This is a genomic window from Paenibacillus sp. sptzw28, from assembly GCF_019550795.1.
Lineage (GTDB): Bacteria > Bacillota > Bacilli > Paenibacillales > Paenibacillaceae > Paenibacillus_Z.
In genome coordinates, this window is record NZ_CP080545.1 from 143,095 (window position 1) to 158,524 (window position 15,430).

General features: G+C 49.5%; 22 protein-coding genes and 1 riboswitch. Of the genes, 7 read left to right on the forward strand and 15 right to left on the reverse strand.

The features are described 5' to 3' along the window. Positions 1–25 precede the first annotated feature (25 nt). Together KZ483_RS00580 and KZ483_RS00585 are read right to left on the reverse strand one after the other, a co-directional pair. Positions 26–481 (reverse strand): MarR family winged helix-turn-helix transcriptional regulator, encoded by a 456-nt coding sequence (locus tag KZ483_RS00580; protein WP_220350886.1) that lies wholly within the window; start codon positions 479–481, stop codon positions 26–28. Between the two features lie 165 nt (positions 482–646). Continuing rightward, complete coding sequence (locus KZ483_RS00585) at positions 647–949, reverse strand: Dabb family protein (protein WP_220350887.1); 303 nt, start codon at positions 947–949, stop codon at positions 647–649. Between the two features lie 174 nt (positions 950–1,123). Here KZ483_RS00585 and KZ483_RS00590 point away from each other — a divergent pair, with 174 nt between their 5' ends. Further along, on the forward strand, positions 1,124–1,537 hold the full coding sequence (locus KZ483_RS00590) for a VOC family protein (RefSeq protein WP_220350888.1): 414 nt from the start codon (positions 1,124–1,126) through the stop codon (positions 1,535–1,537). Between the two features lie 195 nt (positions 1,538–1,732). On the opposite strand, the gene KZ483_RS00595 is transcribed toward KZ483_RS00590, so the two are convergent. Further along, complete coding sequence (locus tag KZ483_RS00595) at positions 1,733–2,122, reverse strand: ankyrin repeat domain-containing protein (RefSeq protein WP_220350889.1); 390 nt, start codon at positions 2,120–2,122, stop codon at positions 1,733–1,735. A 30-nt stretch (positions 2,123–2,152) separates the two neighbouring features. Beyond that, positions 2,153–3,007, reverse strand: coding sequence for an ankyrin repeat domain-containing protein (locus tag KZ483_RS00600; RefSeq protein WP_220350890.1), 855 nt, complete (start codon positions 3,005–3,007; stop codon positions 2,153–2,155). Between the two features lie 292 nt (positions 3,008–3,299). Between KZ483_RS00600 and KZ483_RS28255 the strand changes: the two genes are divergently transcribed. Then, the gene (locus KZ483_RS28255; RefSeq protein ID WP_258881485.1) at positions 3,300–3,440 is read left to right on the forward strand and encodes a hypothetical protein; all 141 of its coding nucleotides are present in this window, start codon (positions 3,300–3,302) and stop codon (positions 3,438–3,440) included. Beyond that, positions 3,397–3,642, forward strand: coding sequence for a GrpB family protein (locus KZ483_RS28980; RefSeq protein ID WP_397376174.1), 246 nt, complete (start codon positions 3,397–3,399; stop codon positions 3,640–3,642). The genes KZ483_RS28255 and KZ483_RS28980 overlap by 44 nt, the downstream gene beginning before the upstream one ends. Before the next feature lie 192 nt (positions 3,643–3,834). Here KZ483_RS28980 and KZ483_RS00610 read toward each other — a convergent pair whose 3' ends face one another. From KZ483_RS00610 to KZ483_RS00645, 8 genes are all read right to left on the reverse strand, one after another. Continuing rightward, the gene (locus KZ483_RS00610; protein WP_220350892.1) at positions 3,835–4,362 is read right to left on the reverse strand and encodes a DoxX family protein; all 528 of its coding nucleotides are present in this window, start codon (positions 4,360–4,362) and stop codon (positions 3,835–3,837) included. A gap of 121 nt (positions 4,363–4,483) precedes the next feature. Further along, complete coding sequence (locus KZ483_RS00615) at positions 4,484–4,909, reverse strand: DUF6157 family protein (RefSeq protein WP_220350893.1); 426 nt, start codon at positions 4,907–4,909, stop codon at positions 4,484–4,486. 87 nt (positions 4,910–4,996) lie between these two features. Beyond that, entirely contained in the window at positions 4,997–5,449 is a 453-nt protein-coding gene (locus KZ483_RS00620; RefSeq protein WP_220350894.1) for a cupin domain-containing protein, read from the reverse strand. 60 nt (positions 5,450–5,509) lie between these two features. Then, complete coding sequence (locus tag KZ483_RS00625; protein ID WP_220350895.1) at positions 5,510–6,466, reverse strand: L-threonine 3-dehydrogenase; 957 nt, start codon at positions 6,464–6,466, stop codon at positions 5,510–5,512. A gap of 232 nt (positions 6,467–6,698) precedes the next feature. Beyond that, a riboswitch (cyclic di-GMP riboswitch) is annotated at positions 6,699–6,791 on the reverse strand. A gap of 461 nt (positions 6,792–7,252) precedes the next feature. Then, positions 7,253–8,239, reverse strand: a complete 987-nt coding sequence (locus tag KZ483_RS00630) for a BtrH N-terminal domain-containing protein (protein WP_220350896.1) — start codon at positions 8,237–8,239, stop codon at positions 7,253–7,255. Further along, a complete protein-coding gene (locus tag KZ483_RS00635; protein WP_220350897.1) occupies positions 8,223–8,795 on the reverse strand; it encodes a PadR family transcriptional regulator in 573 nt (190 codons plus the stop codon). The genes KZ483_RS00630 and KZ483_RS00635 overlap by 17 nt, the downstream gene beginning before the upstream one ends. 200 nt (positions 8,796–8,995) lie before the next feature. Beyond that, positions 8,996–9,847 carry a sulfurtransferase gene (locus KZ483_RS00640; RefSeq protein ID WP_220353181.1) on the reverse strand — a complete coding sequence of 284 codons (852 nt, stop codon included), beginning with the start codon at positions 9,845–9,847 and terminating at the stop codon, positions 8,996–8,998. 77 nt (positions 9,848–9,924) lie between these two features. Beyond that, complete coding sequence (locus KZ483_RS00645; protein ID WP_220350898.1) at positions 9,925–10,356, reverse strand: universal stress protein; 432 nt, start codon at positions 10,354–10,356, stop codon at positions 9,925–9,927. Between the two features lie 193 nt (positions 10,357–10,549). Here KZ483_RS00645 and KZ483_RS00650 point away from each other — a divergent pair, with 193 nt between their 5' ends. Beyond that, complete coding sequence (locus KZ483_RS00650; RefSeq protein WP_220350899.1) at positions 10,550–11,065, forward strand: GNAT family N-acetyltransferase; 516 nt, start codon at positions 10,550–10,552, stop codon at positions 11,063–11,065. A 138-nt stretch (positions 11,066–11,203) separates the two neighbouring features. After that, positions 11,204–11,407: a DUF378 domain-containing protein gene (locus KZ483_RS00655; protein WP_220350900.1), complete on the forward strand. Its 204-nt coding sequence runs from the start codon at positions 11,204–11,206 to the stop codon at positions 11,405–11,407. A 64-nt stretch (positions 11,408–11,471) separates the two neighbouring features. Here KZ483_RS00655 and KZ483_RS00660 read toward each other — a convergent pair whose 3' ends face one another. From KZ483_RS00660 to KZ483_RS00670, 3 genes are all read right to left on the reverse strand, one after another. Beyond that, positions 11,472–12,716, reverse strand: coding sequence for an EAL domain-containing protein (locus KZ483_RS00660; protein ID WP_220350901.1), 1,245 nt, complete (start codon positions 12,714–12,716; stop codon positions 11,472–11,474). A gap of 101 nt (positions 12,717–12,817) precedes the next feature. Next, on the reverse strand, positions 12,818–13,126 hold the full coding sequence (locus KZ483_RS00665; protein ID WP_220350902.1) for a 4a-hydroxytetrahydrobiopterin dehydratase: 309 nt from the start codon (positions 13,124–13,126) through the stop codon (positions 12,818–12,820). 23 nt (positions 13,127–13,149) lie between these two features. Further along, entirely contained in the window at positions 13,150–13,443 is a 294-nt protein-coding gene (locus tag KZ483_RS00670; RefSeq protein ID WP_220350903.1) for a hypothetical protein, read from the reverse strand. Positions 13,444–13,813: 370 nt separating this feature from the next. Between KZ483_RS00670 and motA the strand changes: the two genes are divergently transcribed. Both motA and motB read left to right on the forward strand, forming a co-directional pair. Continuing rightward, the gene (gene motA, locus KZ483_RS00675) at positions 13,814–14,602 is read left to right on the forward strand and encodes a flagellar motor stator protein MotA (protein ID WP_220350904.1); all 789 of its coding nucleotides are present in this window, start codon (positions 13,814–13,816) and stop codon (positions 14,600–14,602) included. Beyond that, on the forward strand, positions 14,599–15,405 hold the full coding sequence (motB, locus tag KZ483_RS00680; RefSeq protein WP_220350905.1) for a flagellar motor protein MotB: 807 nt from the start codon (positions 14,599–14,601) through the stop codon (positions 15,403–15,405). The genes motA and motB overlap by 4 nt, the downstream gene beginning before the upstream one ends. Positions 15,406–15,430: the final 25 nt, after the last annotated feature.

Below are 15,430 nucleotides of genomic sequence, written 5' to 3' on the forward strand. Positions count from 1 at the left end.
ATCATGCAATTCTATCTCTTTTTTACTATTTTGCCCAATATGGGCCTTCTTCTTTACAAGGGTGCAAATTACCGACCAATCGCTCCAGCATGTCCGCAAACCGGCCCAGCTCTTCGCCGGTGAAAGGCTTGAAGGTGGATTCGTTGCTTGCATTTCCCGCTTCGATCAGGCGCTCGACCGTTTGCGTCCCCAAATCCGTCAGCTTCACCCGGGTGATTCGCCGGTCATCGGCATCCTCCCGGGTCGTCACGTAGCCGCCTTCCTTCAACCGCTTGATCATTCCGGTGATGTTCTGCTTCGTAACCAGCAGATTATACGTGAAATCCTTCAGCGACCGTTCTCCTTTTCTGTACAGCTCGCCCAGGATGAACCATTGCTGCACGCTCGATAACCCGACCTCACTTACAAGGTCCCGGCCCACCCGCTCCAGCAGATTGGAAGCACGGTATATGTTAAGAATAATGGCTACGCGTGTATCCATGCACCCTCTCCTCTGCAATATTAGTCAATAGATTGACTATAAGATATCAAATTCGCGCTACCCTGTCAATCGATGTAATTCAATGTATAATCTGTCTTCCCTATAACAATGAAGGCTCCGCCGTCAGTGCGACAGCAGAGCCTTCCAAACCGGTTTTTACGCATATCAGAGCCGGTAATCGATCTCCAGAAACCGCTCCACCTCGGTTTCCCACCGCTCCTTCACGAAAGCGACGTGCAGCGGATGGGCGTTGTACGTATCGTACTCCTCCTTATTGGCAAATTCCATGGAGAAGCCGTAATCATACTCGTTCTTCGGGCTGACCTGCCGGTATACTCGGAAGTTTTTCACCACGGGTATGGATGCAAGAATCGAACGGCCGTCTTCAAGAAACCGTCGTTCCTCTTCGGACCCTTTCGCATGCTTCAAACAGAAAATGACTGAATGCTGAATCCACTCTTGGGACATGGAAATCTGCTCCTTTTTTCTGCTTAGTATACGATAGGCGCCGGAAATAAACCATCCTGAACGTAAAACATCACTAGACCTCGGCTGCGGCCCGTGTTCTGAATAGCCTTCCATAATTCCGTTGCAACGGTATATACTTGTGTAGGACAAACTTTCCGGAAAGCGGGTGGCCTAATGGGCAGTAATGCAAAAATAGGCGGCGGCGGTTTTCATCATGTCGCCATCCGAGTGTATGATTTCGACGCGACGGTACGTTTTTACTCCGAAGTTCTCGGTTTTCAGGAGAAAGTGCGCTGGGGCGAAGGCAGCAGCCGGGCGATTATGCTGGACACAGGCGACGGCAACTACCTCGAGGTGTTCGCCGGCGGGACGGAAGGCGCTAAGCCTGAAGGCGCTTTTCTGCATCTGGCGCTGCGTTCCGATGATGTTGATGGCGCCGTGGAGCTTGCCAGAGCTGCCGGTATGGAAGTAACTGTTGAGCCCAAGGACGCGGTGCTCGGCGGCATTCCCGTGCGTATCGCCTTCTTCAAGGGTCCGGACGGCGAAATTATCGAGCTGTTCCAAAGCACCGGCGATGTTTCCCTGTAAGCGGGCTGCGCCGAGCTGCTTATAAAAACAGGCCCTGATTGCCGTTAGTGGCGGTCAGGGCCTGCTTTATACTTTATTGCGACCTTACATAATTACTTCAAGTAATAAATTTATATTTTATAAGTGCTGCTTTTATGTCACCGGGTACAAGCAAAAAAATAGAGCCGCCCCTAAAGACCAGCTCCCTACCGCCTGCTATTCTTTTAAAAGCTCCACAACCTGGGCCGCATCAACCCCGCCAGCTTCCGCGTGATTAAGCAGCGGGATGCCATGGGGACCCGGTATGTATTTAAGTCCAGGGTTATCGGCAAGCATCGCCCGGACAATATCGGTTTTCCCCAGCATCGCAGCCGCAAATAAATCAATGCGGGCTCCATGGTCCAGAAGGAATTGTGCGATGTCTTTCCGCCCCATATGCGCCGCGGCTCCAAGAGCCGTTTCCCAATCTCCGCCGCCCCAATCCCACGCCGCATTGATGAGTCCAGGCTCCTCCTTTAGCAGCGTTTTAACACGGTCCAGATCGCCGTGCGCATTACCGACAAATTCCTTGACTAACTCCGGCAGGATTGATTGTTTGCTTTCCACTGGGCATTCTCCTTTGTAGATGAATTAGATTTATAGCAAGAGAGCAGCTGACTCTTGATGTCCTTTGGAGATGGCCAGATCGTATGGGGTCTCGCCGTTATAAGTAATAGCCGTTTTATCGGCATGATGCTGCAGCAGAACCTTAATCATGGACTCCCGGCCAAAGTATCCGGCAACATGCAGGGTATTGAAGCCCTGCCGCCATTTCCCCTCACACTTGGCGTTTACATCCGCTCCATATTGAATAAGCACCCTGACGATATGCTCATAGTTACCGGCAATAGCCGCATGTATCGCCATATTGTTCAAGTTACCGTCTTTGCTTCTCCCATTTACGTCCGCGCCTTGATCCAGAAGGAAGACCGCCGTCTCTTCGTTCCCGAAATGTGCAGCTAACCCGAGCGGAGTAAAGCCGTCTGAACTGTAACCTGTTATCAGATCGGGCGACTGTTCCAGCAGCTCCTTTACACGTTCTGTATGGCCGACTGCCGACGCCTCAAAGATGTTCAGCTGCGCCCCATTGTTGATAAGCATTTCCCTGATATCGTTTGCACGGTAATAGGCAGCCATAAGCACTGCCGTTTCGCCTTTATTGTTGCTCGCGTTCACGAGAGCCGCGTCTTTACCCAGGAGCTCTGTGACCTTCTCAATGTTGTTTACCTTTACAGCTTCTATCATTTCATTCCTGAGCCGCTGCACGTTATCAGCCAGAAGCTCAGCTTCTCTCAGTAATTTTTCCGATGATTGAATGCCAAGGTTCACAAAATGCGATACTGCTCTTGAGCGGTTCGATTCAAGTCCTGCCTCAACAAGCAGGTCTACAGCCTTCAATGAAAGCTCGTCCAGCCTGATTGAGATAACGACGCTTTGCTTTTTAGTTGCCATTAAGCTGAGCTCTCCAATTTGTAATTTAAATTACAATATTACAGTATCATTGTGTCCTTCAAAAATCAATAAGAAGTTTCCAGAGCCTACAGAAGTATCGTAAATGGCACAAAGAGAGGACTAAGCAGGTGCTTCGCCGGGGCTTATTGCATCAAGGATTAGAGGCTGGATATTATTATGGTCTTATATTACAATGGGGCGGCACAGCGGGAAGAAGCGGCTGAACAATTGTTGTATGCACTGCTCACGTATTTCCCATTTGCACGAAAAGCAATAAAGGAGGAGGAACAGGATGTCCGGACAGAAAATCAAAGTTGTTTCTTACCGACCCGAGTGGGCTTTGGAGTTCGAGCACGAGAAAGCCCGGCTTCTTGAAATCATGGCCCCGCATGCCGCCGCCTTCGCATATCCTCCCCATCGATGGACTTTATGAACGAAAGGAAATTCTATTTCGCGATTACCTGCGGGCCGATCCCGGCTTAGTTAAACAATACGGTGAGCTTAAACGCTTGCTGGCCGAACAGTATCATTCGGACCCCGATGGCTACACCCGCGCAAAAACTGACTTTATTCAACAGGTCGACGACCTTGTCCGAACACAGAAAGGACTGCCTCTCCGGAAAGTGTGGGAATAAACTGACCGCCCTGCAGCTCTTCAGGACAATCACTGATAGCATCATTCTGCAGCATCGCCAAAGAAAAGCGCACAAAGGGCTGCAGCAGGTCGGATTTACAACCTGCTTCAGCCCTTTGCCCCTGTCCGGCCTATGTCCCATTACTCGCTCTTCGCTATAACTCCTTGCCGCTTCGTTTATGTTCTCAAACTCTCATCGTGCGGACTCTTTCATCCTTCCTCTCGTCTTCTGCAAGCGCTGACTGAACAAGCTTCGCAATTTGGGAGCCAATACGTAATCGACACCGAGCTTGCCTGCGTTTACGCCTGCCGCGAGGATAATAAAGCCTAGAAGCGCCATCCACGGGTTTATGCTGATCGAGCCGGCAAACAGGTAACTGAAATTCATCATGATACCGAACAAAGCCGCTGCTGTCGTCAAACAGCCAATAATCAATCCCAGCCCAACCAGAAATTCGCCCCACGGCACAATCAAGTTGAAAATTTTGATATTCGGCAGTGCAAAATTTTTCAAAAACGATACATAGTTTGAATAAACCAGCTCATTTGACCCACTCTCCATAATCGGCTTCGCAATCGCACCTTTCACAAAGCCGCTTGCGTCGAATGGTTTCGCTGCAGTAATCTTGCCCCAGCCGGCGGTGAGCCACTGCCAGCCTACATAAAGCCGAACAATCGTGAGCAGTATCGCGGCGTACTTATTCTCCCTCAACCAATTCATTATCTTTCACCCCCTCCTGTCATAATCGAAGTAGAAACGGGCTGTCTACTTACTACAGCTAACGAAAGGAGAGGAGGATCGGTTTGCCGAAACCAAACATTTGTTAATATTCGTTTGTCGACTACTTCTTGCTGTTTCTCATTGCCGCGAGCAGCTTCACGTCCTCCTTGCCCTGTTCGACGAAGCGCCGATAATCCGGGGAACCAACGGGAACGAGCGCCATTTTCCCTTCAGCATTGAAATGAATCCCCCATCCGTATTTCTTAGGAAGCATGGATGCTCTTAGGCAAGGCATCGGTTTCTGGAAAAATTCGTCCCTGATTTGGGTCCCCTTCGCCGCCAGCTCCTCTTCGGGAATGTTTTTGTGACGGATATGCACTTCATACAGAAGGTCCTCTGAGGTGTATTTGTAGGGATGATTGGCGATCAGCTCAAACTCGATTCCGGGCTTCGTTCTTCCGCTCTTCTTATCCGGAGGCACGATGCCGTTCTCTGCGGGACAATCGGCCGCCACCATAATAAACGTATCGTAATAATTCAAGTCCATATTTGACACTCCTCAATAAGCAGTTTTTCTCATTATATCCCCCTTTCTTGACAATATCAGTCAGTGATTTTTGGATTGAGAACAAATCTATACGGTTTTAACATACTCTTTGAGTTCATGGCCGGCTGCGCTCTTGTTTACTGCTTTTTTTGGAAGCATGCAGCGGTCGGCATCTACATAGATTCGTTCAATATCTACCGGCTTGAATGTTTCATCAATTTGAGAATAAACCCATATAATAACCAACTCATCCGAAGTACTTGCATTTTCGAGCCGGTGTGCAATACCTGCCGGAATAAAAGAAGTATCGTAAGGTTGTAAAAGGGTCCGCTCCCCTTCGACATCGCAATAGGCGCTTCCTTTTAATATGGTTACGGATTCTTCTACATTATGAATATGGCAGGCTAATCCCAAGCCCGGCTTGAAAGTGGCTAATCCTGCAATAATTGTTTTAGGACCCATTTCCTTCGTTAACAGTTCATGAAAATGGACACCCTCAACAATCTCAAAAGGCTTGATATCTATGTGTTTGCTGATCATTGGCCCATATATGTGCTTTTGCATGTGTTTCACCCTTCCCTAACTTATACAAAGGTTAATCTAAGCAATCAAATTGAACTTCGCACTTACCATCAAAAGCATCTCTTCCGTCATTTTCCTCAAGTCGTATTCTGCCTTAAAGCCCCACTCTTGTCTGGCTGCGGTTGCATCGATCGAATTTGGCCAGCTCTCTGCAATCCTTTGCCTGACCGGGTCGACATCATAGCTCAGTTTAAACATCGGTATATGCTTTCGAATCTCCGAAGCAATTTCCTCCGGTTCGAAACTCATAGCGCTTACATTGAACGAATTTCGGTGTTTCAGTTTTGCAGCATCGGCTTCCATTAAAGTAATGATGGCATTTAATGCATCAGCCATATACATCATATCCATATATGTTTTTGGCGCAATATAGGAAGTATAACGCGCATGCTTAATCGCTTCGTAATAAATCTCAACGGCATAGTCCGTCGTTCCCCCGCCAGGAGGAGCAACATAAGAAATAAGTCCGGGAAAACGAAGCCCCCGCGTATCAACTCCATATTTGTAATAGTAATAATCACAAAGTAATTCACCGGCGACTTTATTTACGCCGTACATCGTTGTCGGGCGTTGTATCGTATCCTGCGCCGTATTGTCTTTTGGCGTCGTTGGCCCAAATGCACCGATTGAACTCGGGGTAAAGAACTGGCAGCCGAGCTCTTTCGCCACTTCCAATGCATTGATAAGGCCGTCCATGTTTAAATGCCACGCATGAAGCGGGTTTGACTCGGCCGTAGCTGACAGCAATGCCGCAAGATGAATAATGGAATCCGCCTGATGCTTTTTGGTCACATCGAACAGAGCTTTTGAATCTGTAACATCCACTATCTCAAACGGCCCTGTTTGAACAACATCACATTCGGTTCTTCGAATATCTGTAGCAATTACACGATCGTATCCGTAAATATCCCTCATTTTCATAATCAATTCCGATCCGATTTGCCCGAGTGCTCCGGTGACAATAATTTTCTTCAATGTAATTCCTCCAATTAAAGTCCAGATGTAACTCGATTTTATTTAATAATCCCCTTCTCTTTCCCCGCTTTTGTCCGCTGTGCCCGCATCAGCGGGAGTTTTCTCATCGCTAACGAGTGTTTGTTCGTCATTCACCTCCCTCAGGAATAAACTTGTCGTATACGAAAATTTAGACAACAAAAAACCCCACATCTACTTGCATACTCATTAATAGACGGAGGTTCCCGTCGTATTCGGTAAACTGGCTGGCATCATGGAAGAATCGTCCACCTTAGCCCCTATAGCTTTGCGTCGCCACTTTTCAGTGGGTTTGCCTTTGTCGTACGATATTTTAAATTGTCGTATACTGTCAAATCTATAAGTTTTTAATACGTTTGCAAATAGGACCTTTTAACTATTTTACAAAATAAGATTTAAGTTCAATTGCCTTAACACCAAAGAAGGCTGCAGCAGTGTACCCGATGGTAAACTGTCACAGCCCTCGAAACCCGCGTCTTGTGCCGCCTCTCGGCGCTTACTCCTGCCCTGTCGCGATGGGATTCTCGCGATTCGAAATCCAGTCGCTCCAGCTTCTTACTCCCCCACGAACCCCTACTCTTGAATAGTCCCAAGCCGAACGGAATGCTAACAAAAGGAAAAGTGAAGCAAGGTAGCACCCGGAAGGATGTGAGTGACAGCAAGCAGGCTCCAATGCTGTTGTTTGCAGCCTGTTGGCAGTTGTTTGCGTCTACCCCAAATGTTGACTCAAAACGAATTGCGCTAGAGTTGTGAAATCCAACTAAAAAGTCAAACTGTCAATAATAACTCCATGGCTGCACGTTCCTTATCCGCAATCTCGAGCAAAAGCTCGGAAACCTGGTTCAGTACCTGATGGTTCCCCGTTCTACCTACATGGTCGATCAAAGAAGATACGCTTACCCACAATGGAGCGATTTCCATAAACAACCAGTATGCCTGTACTACTTTCGAGTCTCCAAACAGATCCACGCATTCTTTTAGAAAATCCCGATATAGATTTCGAAACAAAGCGCCACCGGTTCCCGCCCTTTCCATTAATAACGCAGTCAAGCATAGATCTTGCTCAAAGTTCTTACTGCGAGAAGGCCACTTCAGGATTTCACTGCTCATTTTTATAATGCCTTTGTTCCCTATATTTCGAATTGGCGGATTCAAGTAGTCATGTGCATTCTTGGTTAAGGATGATCGTATTGCGGGCACAAGAGGTGGAAGGGTGACGATCGGCTCGATCGTAAAGGAGCGATTCCTGGAGCTCATAGGCCCCCTTGCGTTTCTAGCCATGGCCAAATGGGTCAAACGCGTCGACACTAGTCCACCCTGTTGTCTTGTATCCGCCATGTAGGCGTATTCGTCATCCATGCCATATATCACCGCATAGTGGGCGGCAAAATGCACTTTGTTCGTGAAGTAATCCAAATAATAGGAGTCTAACTTAAGCCCAACCGGAACTCCGCGTCCTAGGAAGCTCCGCACGTTCTGCCATGCTTTTTCAACGGACGAGGTTTCTTGCGTCCTGATGGTTAAGTTGAGCCGGGATGCTATGCAAACAGCCAACTCATCCGGCTTCACCCTCCCCCCTATAAAAGGAAAGTCCATCCCCTTAGAATCCCAATAAATGAATCCCAATCCTTGCCCGAGTCCGAATAACATCGGCTCCGATAGCCGGACTCCAGCAAATTGAAGCAAGTTGCCCATTGCTGTCGACTCGCAATGTTCTCCTTGAAAAGGAACGAAACCTTCAATCATTATTGACATCTTCCTTCATCTCCTCCAACAATTCGTTGATTAGATTGGCGACGAACGCTTGCTCACTCTCGATAAGACTCATCGGATGAAGGAAAAGTGCCCTTATGTACAGCGGCAATCGAACGCCGCCTTGCGATTCGTAGTTCTGCCTTATATTTATCAAAACGTCCCCAAGAAAATCTAACCGTTTTCGCAAAGCTCCAATGGCTTCGCCCTTCTCGAGTAAAGGTATAGCGGCAAGCCCGAGATCGAATCGGTTATCCCGCTCTCGCGAAGAGGACAGGCCGGCGATGATTTCATTTCTCAGCGTTGTCATACCGACTTCCGTCATAGTAAATCGGATCGGCATAGGTCCCTTGCCGAATTTCTCGCCGGAATCCTCGGATTCGATCAATCCTTTATCGTTCAATTTCTTCAGTCCTGCGTAAATCGAAGTCGTGCCGATATTCGCCCATTCCCGGTAGCCACGCTGATCGATTAACTTATTGATATCGTAACCCGACGCTTGATTGCATTCCGTGATAACTTGCAACAGCATAAATTCAACATTGGAAAGTTGATTCATGGAGAGACCCCCGCAATTAATATTTCATATATGTAATATAACAGTGGTGAAATATAAGGTCAATATGTTTCATGTTTTTGAGATTGTCAGCGAGTTCGTGTTGGTAAGCCGTTTGCGCTGAAGACGCAAAAGGACTGTGACAGGAACCAACCGGCAACCTGTCACAGTCCTTAGACCCGCGTCGGACGCGGCCTCTTAGCTTACTCTTCCCCCGTCGCGATCGGATTCTCCGCGCGCGAAATCCAGTCGCTCCAGCTTCCGGCATACAGCTTCACATTACGAAAGCCGGCCGCCTCCAGTGCGAACACGTTGGGGCACGCTGTCACTCCGGAGCCGCAATAGACGATGATTTCATCGTCCCGGGATAAATCATTGAAGCGCTCCTGCTGCGCTTCCGCAGGCAGCCAGGTCCCATCCGACGCGAGGCCGTCCTTCCAGAAGCGGTTGACCGCGCCGGGGATATGCCCGGCAACCGGATCAATCGGCTCCGAATCGCCGAGGTAGCGAGGCGTTTCGCGCGAGTCGACCAGCACGACGCCTTCGCGGCCAAGCCGTTCGCGCACGTCGCCGGCGCTTGCGACTAGTTCCGGCCGTACGTGCGGCACATAGTCGGCCGGCGCGATTACCGGCCTCGCCTCGCTGACCGGGTAGCCGGCCGCTTGCCATGCGGCGAATCCGCCGCTCAGGATTGAGGCGCCGCCTTCATGGCCGAGCCAGCGGAGCAGCCAGACAAGGCGCGCGGCCATCGCGCCGCCTTGGTCGTCGTAGGCGACCACATGCGTGCCGTTTGTTATTCCGGCACGCCCAAGAGCGGCGGCAAGCGCCGCCGGCTCCGGCAGCGGATGGCGCCCGCCGGAGCGGTCTTCACGCTTTGGCGCAGACAAGTCGCGCTCCAAATCCATATAGACGGCGCCGTCAATGTGCGCCGTCTTATATGCGTTCTCTCCCGCTGCGGAATCCTGCAGCAAAAACCGGCAATCGACGATACGAAGCGACTCGGCAGGGCTTTTTACCCGCTCTGCCAACCATTCCGGTGAAACGATCACGTTCATCATATACGGTCCCCTTTCAGACTCATCATTCATGCTTTTACCATTTTATCATGGCAGGCCTGTCAGGGGTATGCCGCTTATTTTATAATCATTACCGGTACCTTCGAATGCTGCGCCACATTATGGCTGACGCTTCCCATCATAAATTCGCGCAGCGAACTCAGCCCGCGGCTTCCTATTACGATTAAATCGCAGCCGTTCTCTTCGGTATACTGCAGAATGGCTTCTGCCGGGCTGCCTTCCAAAACCGCTGTATGCGCATAAGGTAAATGGGCGATTTGTTTGCCCGCATCCGCAAGCAGTATCTTCACCCGTTCGAGCCAATCCATTTGGATCGAATTAGGAACGGTTACAATTGAATCGGCGACGGCCATGTACGGTATGCTGTAAACATGCACGACAGTCAACCTCTCGGCCTGTTTGTCTTCAACTAAACGGACGGCGGTTTCCAACGCTTTCACTGAGGATAAAGATCCGTCGTAGGCAACGAGTATATGGGCAAACTGCATTGTCATCCCTCCCCGGATTTATGAAGAAACCACTTTGAAGCATATAATAACGTCTTTACTCTCTTTTACCCGGTAGAGACACCCCCCCAAACAATAGATGCTATTTCATTAACAGTTGCTCTGAAGGATTTGCTATAATTAAGGCCATCTTCCCTCTTACTTTCCCTAATCCATATAGGAGGCCTAAACCTTCATGAACGTCCCGCGCAGTCCTCATACAAATCGCTATTTTATTACGCCTCTATCGGCAAAGTTGGCCGAAGAGCTTTGCAGCTGGCGTTATGAACCGCCCTTTGACTTCTATAATTGGTCCTCCTGGGAAGTAATGCTGCAGCTTGGCCTCGAATTTGGCGATTCGGAAATCCGCAACCGGCAGTATGCGGCCGTCGTTGATTCAGACGGTAGTTTCATCGGTTTCGCCCAATTTTTCCCGCTGCTTGGCGTTACCCGGATCGGTCTGGGGATGCGCCCCGACTTGTGCGGACAAGGGTTCGGTCTGCGATTCGTCCAAACGATTGTTCTGGAAGCGATCCGCCGCGCCCCTCAAGACGTGATCGATCTTGAGGTTCACGTCTGGAACCTGCGTGCGATTCGCACATATGAGAAGGCAGGCTTTGTCATAACCGATACCTATACCAGGCGTACGGCGAACGGCCCCGTTGACGTTCACTGCATGACTTATGCACCTAAGCCCATGGACGCGTCTTAATAGCGCTTTCACAATTCGGTACTAAACTGTCACCGGACCGCATAACCGTATTAGTGGGTGCGCAAGTTTTACTTCGTAAAACTCAGTAATGCTTACGAAGCAAGTTTTACTCCGAAAACTCTTAAGGAGGCGGGTCCAGTGAAGATTTTGAACATCGTCAGCTTAATTATCCTCATCATCGGCGGTTTGAACTGGCTTCTGATCGGTCTTTTCGAGTATGATGTGGTTTCGGAAATTTTTGACGGCTCGGATTCGGTCGGCGCTAAGATTGTGTTCATTATCGTGGGGTTGTCAGCGCTCTATGCATTATCGTTCTTTCCCAAGGTTACCGCAGAAGAATAATAGTCAATAAAAAAGCCCGCCTTGGCCGCAATCATGCGCCAGTCGGGCTTTTTTACGCCTCTCGTCATCTCTCCCCGTCCGGTTCGATCAAATCGACAAATAGTAAGCACTGTCCACCAACCGGTACCGAAACCGTTCGAATGCGGTCAAAGGAGTCAAGATCGGTGTAGGTTCGCGATACCGTCGCGCGGGGCCCTCCTTCGAGCTCGACCAGATTCGGAATAAAATACGGCCGCCAGCTCCAGTTAAGTCCGCGATACTCCGATTCCCGGCACCAGACGCCGCCGCCTTCACGGTGGTAGTTGGAGGACATCTGTATCCCGTCTTCCCGGCATAAGTAGACACGAATGCACGAGGCTTCAAGTGCCGGCAGCAGCTCCTCGATAAACGCATCCTCTGTCATTTCCGGGAGACCTCCGCCGCAAGCTCCCTGCCATGCCTTTTCTACCATATCACGCAGCCACTCGGCCTTCGCGCACCAAAATCTTTCGGATTCAATCATGCTCTTGCGCCGCCGTTCAAGTTCCGCTTCAAGAATTCCCGCGAAGCAGAAGGAAGGGCGTAATTCCGCTTCGGCCGGCGCAAACAAGTAACCCTGCACATATCTGGCGCCGATTTCAATCGCTCTCTGCAAATCCTGCTCTGTCTCGACCCCTTCGACAAGAAGGGACGCGCCGATTTGATCCGCTAATGTCGAGAACGACCGGAGCACCCCGTAATAACCGCTGTGCATCTCGCTTTTTTGCAGCATATGTATGTCGATTTTCAATATTTGCGGCTGAATATGGGCTATCCGGTCCATATTGCTGAACCCGCTTCCCACATCGTCAATCGCAATCAAGCACCCCTGCTTGCGGTACACATCCACTACTGTACGAAGCTGTTCCATCGACTGAAGAAACGATTCCTCTGTAATTTCAATGACAATTCGCCGCGGGTCGATACCATACTTCTCCATTAAGCGCAGCGTCGGCAGCTCTCCCGTCTCCTCGTAAGTCTGGAAAATCCAGGAGGGCTTTAAATTCAGAAAAAGAAGGGGCTGGCCGAAATCCGGTCCTTCCTTGGCGAATTTGGCCAACGCTTGCTCCCGAAGCAGCCGGTCCACTCGTAACTGCTCAAGTTTTGAAACGGTCTTATCCTCAAAAAACGGTCCAAGGCTGCGCACGCCCTGGCTTGTCCGAATACGACCAAGCGCCTCATAACCCATGATACGCCGGGTATCCAGCGCAAGCACCGGCTGATAGTAAGGGATTAGCGCTCCGATCGATTCCTCCTCATTTGACCAAGATAAGCCGCATACTTCCGTCATCCATGCACCTCATGTTAGTTCGGCGTTAATTTTTCTGACAAATTTCGATATCGTCTATTGTAAAATAGTGCCGAAACGTTGTAAAGAGGGCATGCTTTTCATTATTTCACGCGAAACCTATGATAAGCTTCGTTATAACGCTGCGCCGATTGCATATCCAGCTCGGTCAAACCGCCTGCGTTCCACGAGGTTAGCCGCAGTGTCACCTTCTTGTAATCGATCGCGATGAAGGGATGATGGTTCATCTCCTCTGCAATGGCGGCAACCTCCCCGACGAATGCGACTGCATCCATGAAAGCAGCAAACCGGTAGCTGCCCTGCATCCATTTCTCATCCTCGCGAATCCAGCCTTCGATTCCGGCGATCGCCTTATCCGCATCGGGGGCACTCAGCTTTTCCACCTTGGCCATGCGTCCCGCCCTCCTTGTAATATTTAAATAAGCCTGATTATCCGGCTTTCCTTGCCGTCAACCGATACTTCAATGCAATGATGCTTCGGACGATAGGTTACTGCACCGCCGCCGACCTGGATCATCGGTTCTTCCCCGAGACCATAAAAAACGTCATCCGCAAGCGCCTCCATCACTTCTCTGCGCTGAACCTCGTCAAGTCCGGCCCAATCCGCTGTTTCCATCTCAAAAAAAGTATAGCCGTCCTCAATAGAACCAATAGCCTCGGTCAGCTCTTTCAATATATCCGTATATTCTCTAGCGTGCTTAACGCCCATCAATTATTCCACCTTTCTGGTTTCGGTTGCCTCTTTATTATTATTCTACACGAATTCCGATTAAAAATAATCGTGCACCCCTAAAACATCCAATTTGCTCTAATCTACGAGTCAAATTTGACGATAATAATATAGAAACCAACTGGCTAAAACTGATTATTTTGTCTAACCGGCCTTTCTGTTCATTGTTGGCAATACCCGCTCCCGGCTATACCGGTTTAGCCAATTACTTTTCTCAAACTATAGGAATATTTGTTGCGATGACTTTCCCTATAGTTCCACGGAGGTAAATTGTTCGTGGTGAGCATGGAACCCCTCGCGTTACGGTTCGTGCATCTTTTGCTTATTATTATATTGGACGAGGTGTGTCATGGAGAAATCAACTATTATTGGAATTGCACTCGGACTCGTGGCCGTATTGCTGGGAATGGCGCTCAAGGGAGCGCCAATCAGCAATCTTGCCAACCCGGCGGCGTTTATCATCATCATTGTCGGAACGGCGGCCTCTCTGTTTATCGGATTTCCGATGGCCGAGCTCAAGAAATTCCCGCAGCTGATCAAGATGATCTTCGTAACGCAAAAACTGCTTCCGCGCGAGGAGCTAATCGCTTTATTCATGGAATGGGCTTCCATTACGCGCCGCGAAGGTCTTCTTGCGCTGGAAACGCATGTGGATGAAATTCAAGATCCGTTTCTTCGTAACGGGATGCGAATGATTATAGATGGCAACGACCAGGATCTTGTGCGGGACGTTCTGCTGGAGGACATATCCGCCACCGAAGAGCGCCATCGTGCCGGCGCACTGATTTTCTCCCAGGCCGGTATGTATGCGCCGACGCTCGGGGTCCTTGGGGCCGTAATCGGTCTAATCGCCGCGCTTGCGGATATGAGTGACATGGCGAAGCTGGCGCATGCCATCGCTGCGGCTTTCGTCGCCACATTGCTGGGTATTTTTACCGGTTACGTGTTGTGGCATCCGATTTCCAACAAGCTTAAACGTCTCTCCAAACGGGAACTGGAACTTCGCCTCATGATGGTAGAGGGACTTCTCTCGATCCAATCCGGCGTCTCGACGATCGCAATTAACCAGAAGCTATCCGTCTTTCTGACACCGACCGAGCGGTTGAGAATGAACGAGAAGGGAGCGGAGGACGCTTGAGCAAAAAGCATAAGAAAGAACATCATGAAGAACATGCCGACGAAACATGGCTCATCCCTTATGCCGACCTGCTTACGCTGCTGCTGGCCTTGTTTATCGTATTGTATGCAATGAGCTCGGTAGATTCCAAGAAATTCGAGGATATGAGCAAAGCGTTTAATATTGCGTTCAGTACCGGCGTGGGCGTGCTGGATAATACGACCGTTGTAACTAACGGACAGCAAATGGACAATGAGAACAAGAATAACCGCCGTCCGGATGACTCGACGAATCAAGACGATCTCAAAGCGCTTATGAAGAAAGAACAAGAGGATCTGGAGAAGCTCAAGCGGCAAATTGATAAATATATTCAAACGAACGGCCTAACTACACAACTCGAGACGAAGCTCAATCAATCACAGCTCACGATCACAATAAGCGACAATGCTTTATTCCCATCGGGAAGTGCTAGTGTCAAGCCCGAGGCCCGTAAGCTTGCGTTAGCAATTGCCAATATACTGCAGCAGTACCCGGGTTATGAAATCGTAGTTGCAGGACATACGGACAATGAACCGATTTCGACTTCCGAGTTCCAATCCAATTGGGACCTTAGCTCCTCACGCGCGATCCGCTTTATGGATGTATTGCTTTCGAACAAGAAGCTTGATCCGAAACTATTCAGCGCAATCGGGTACGGTGAATACCGTCCGGTGGATTCGAACAATACCGCACTCGGCCGATCGAAGAACCGCCGCGTAGAGGTATCCATTATGCGGAAATTTGTCGATCTGGCGAAAGCTCAGCAAGTTCCGGCAACACCGTAAGCTTTACTGCTTTAACTAAAGAACT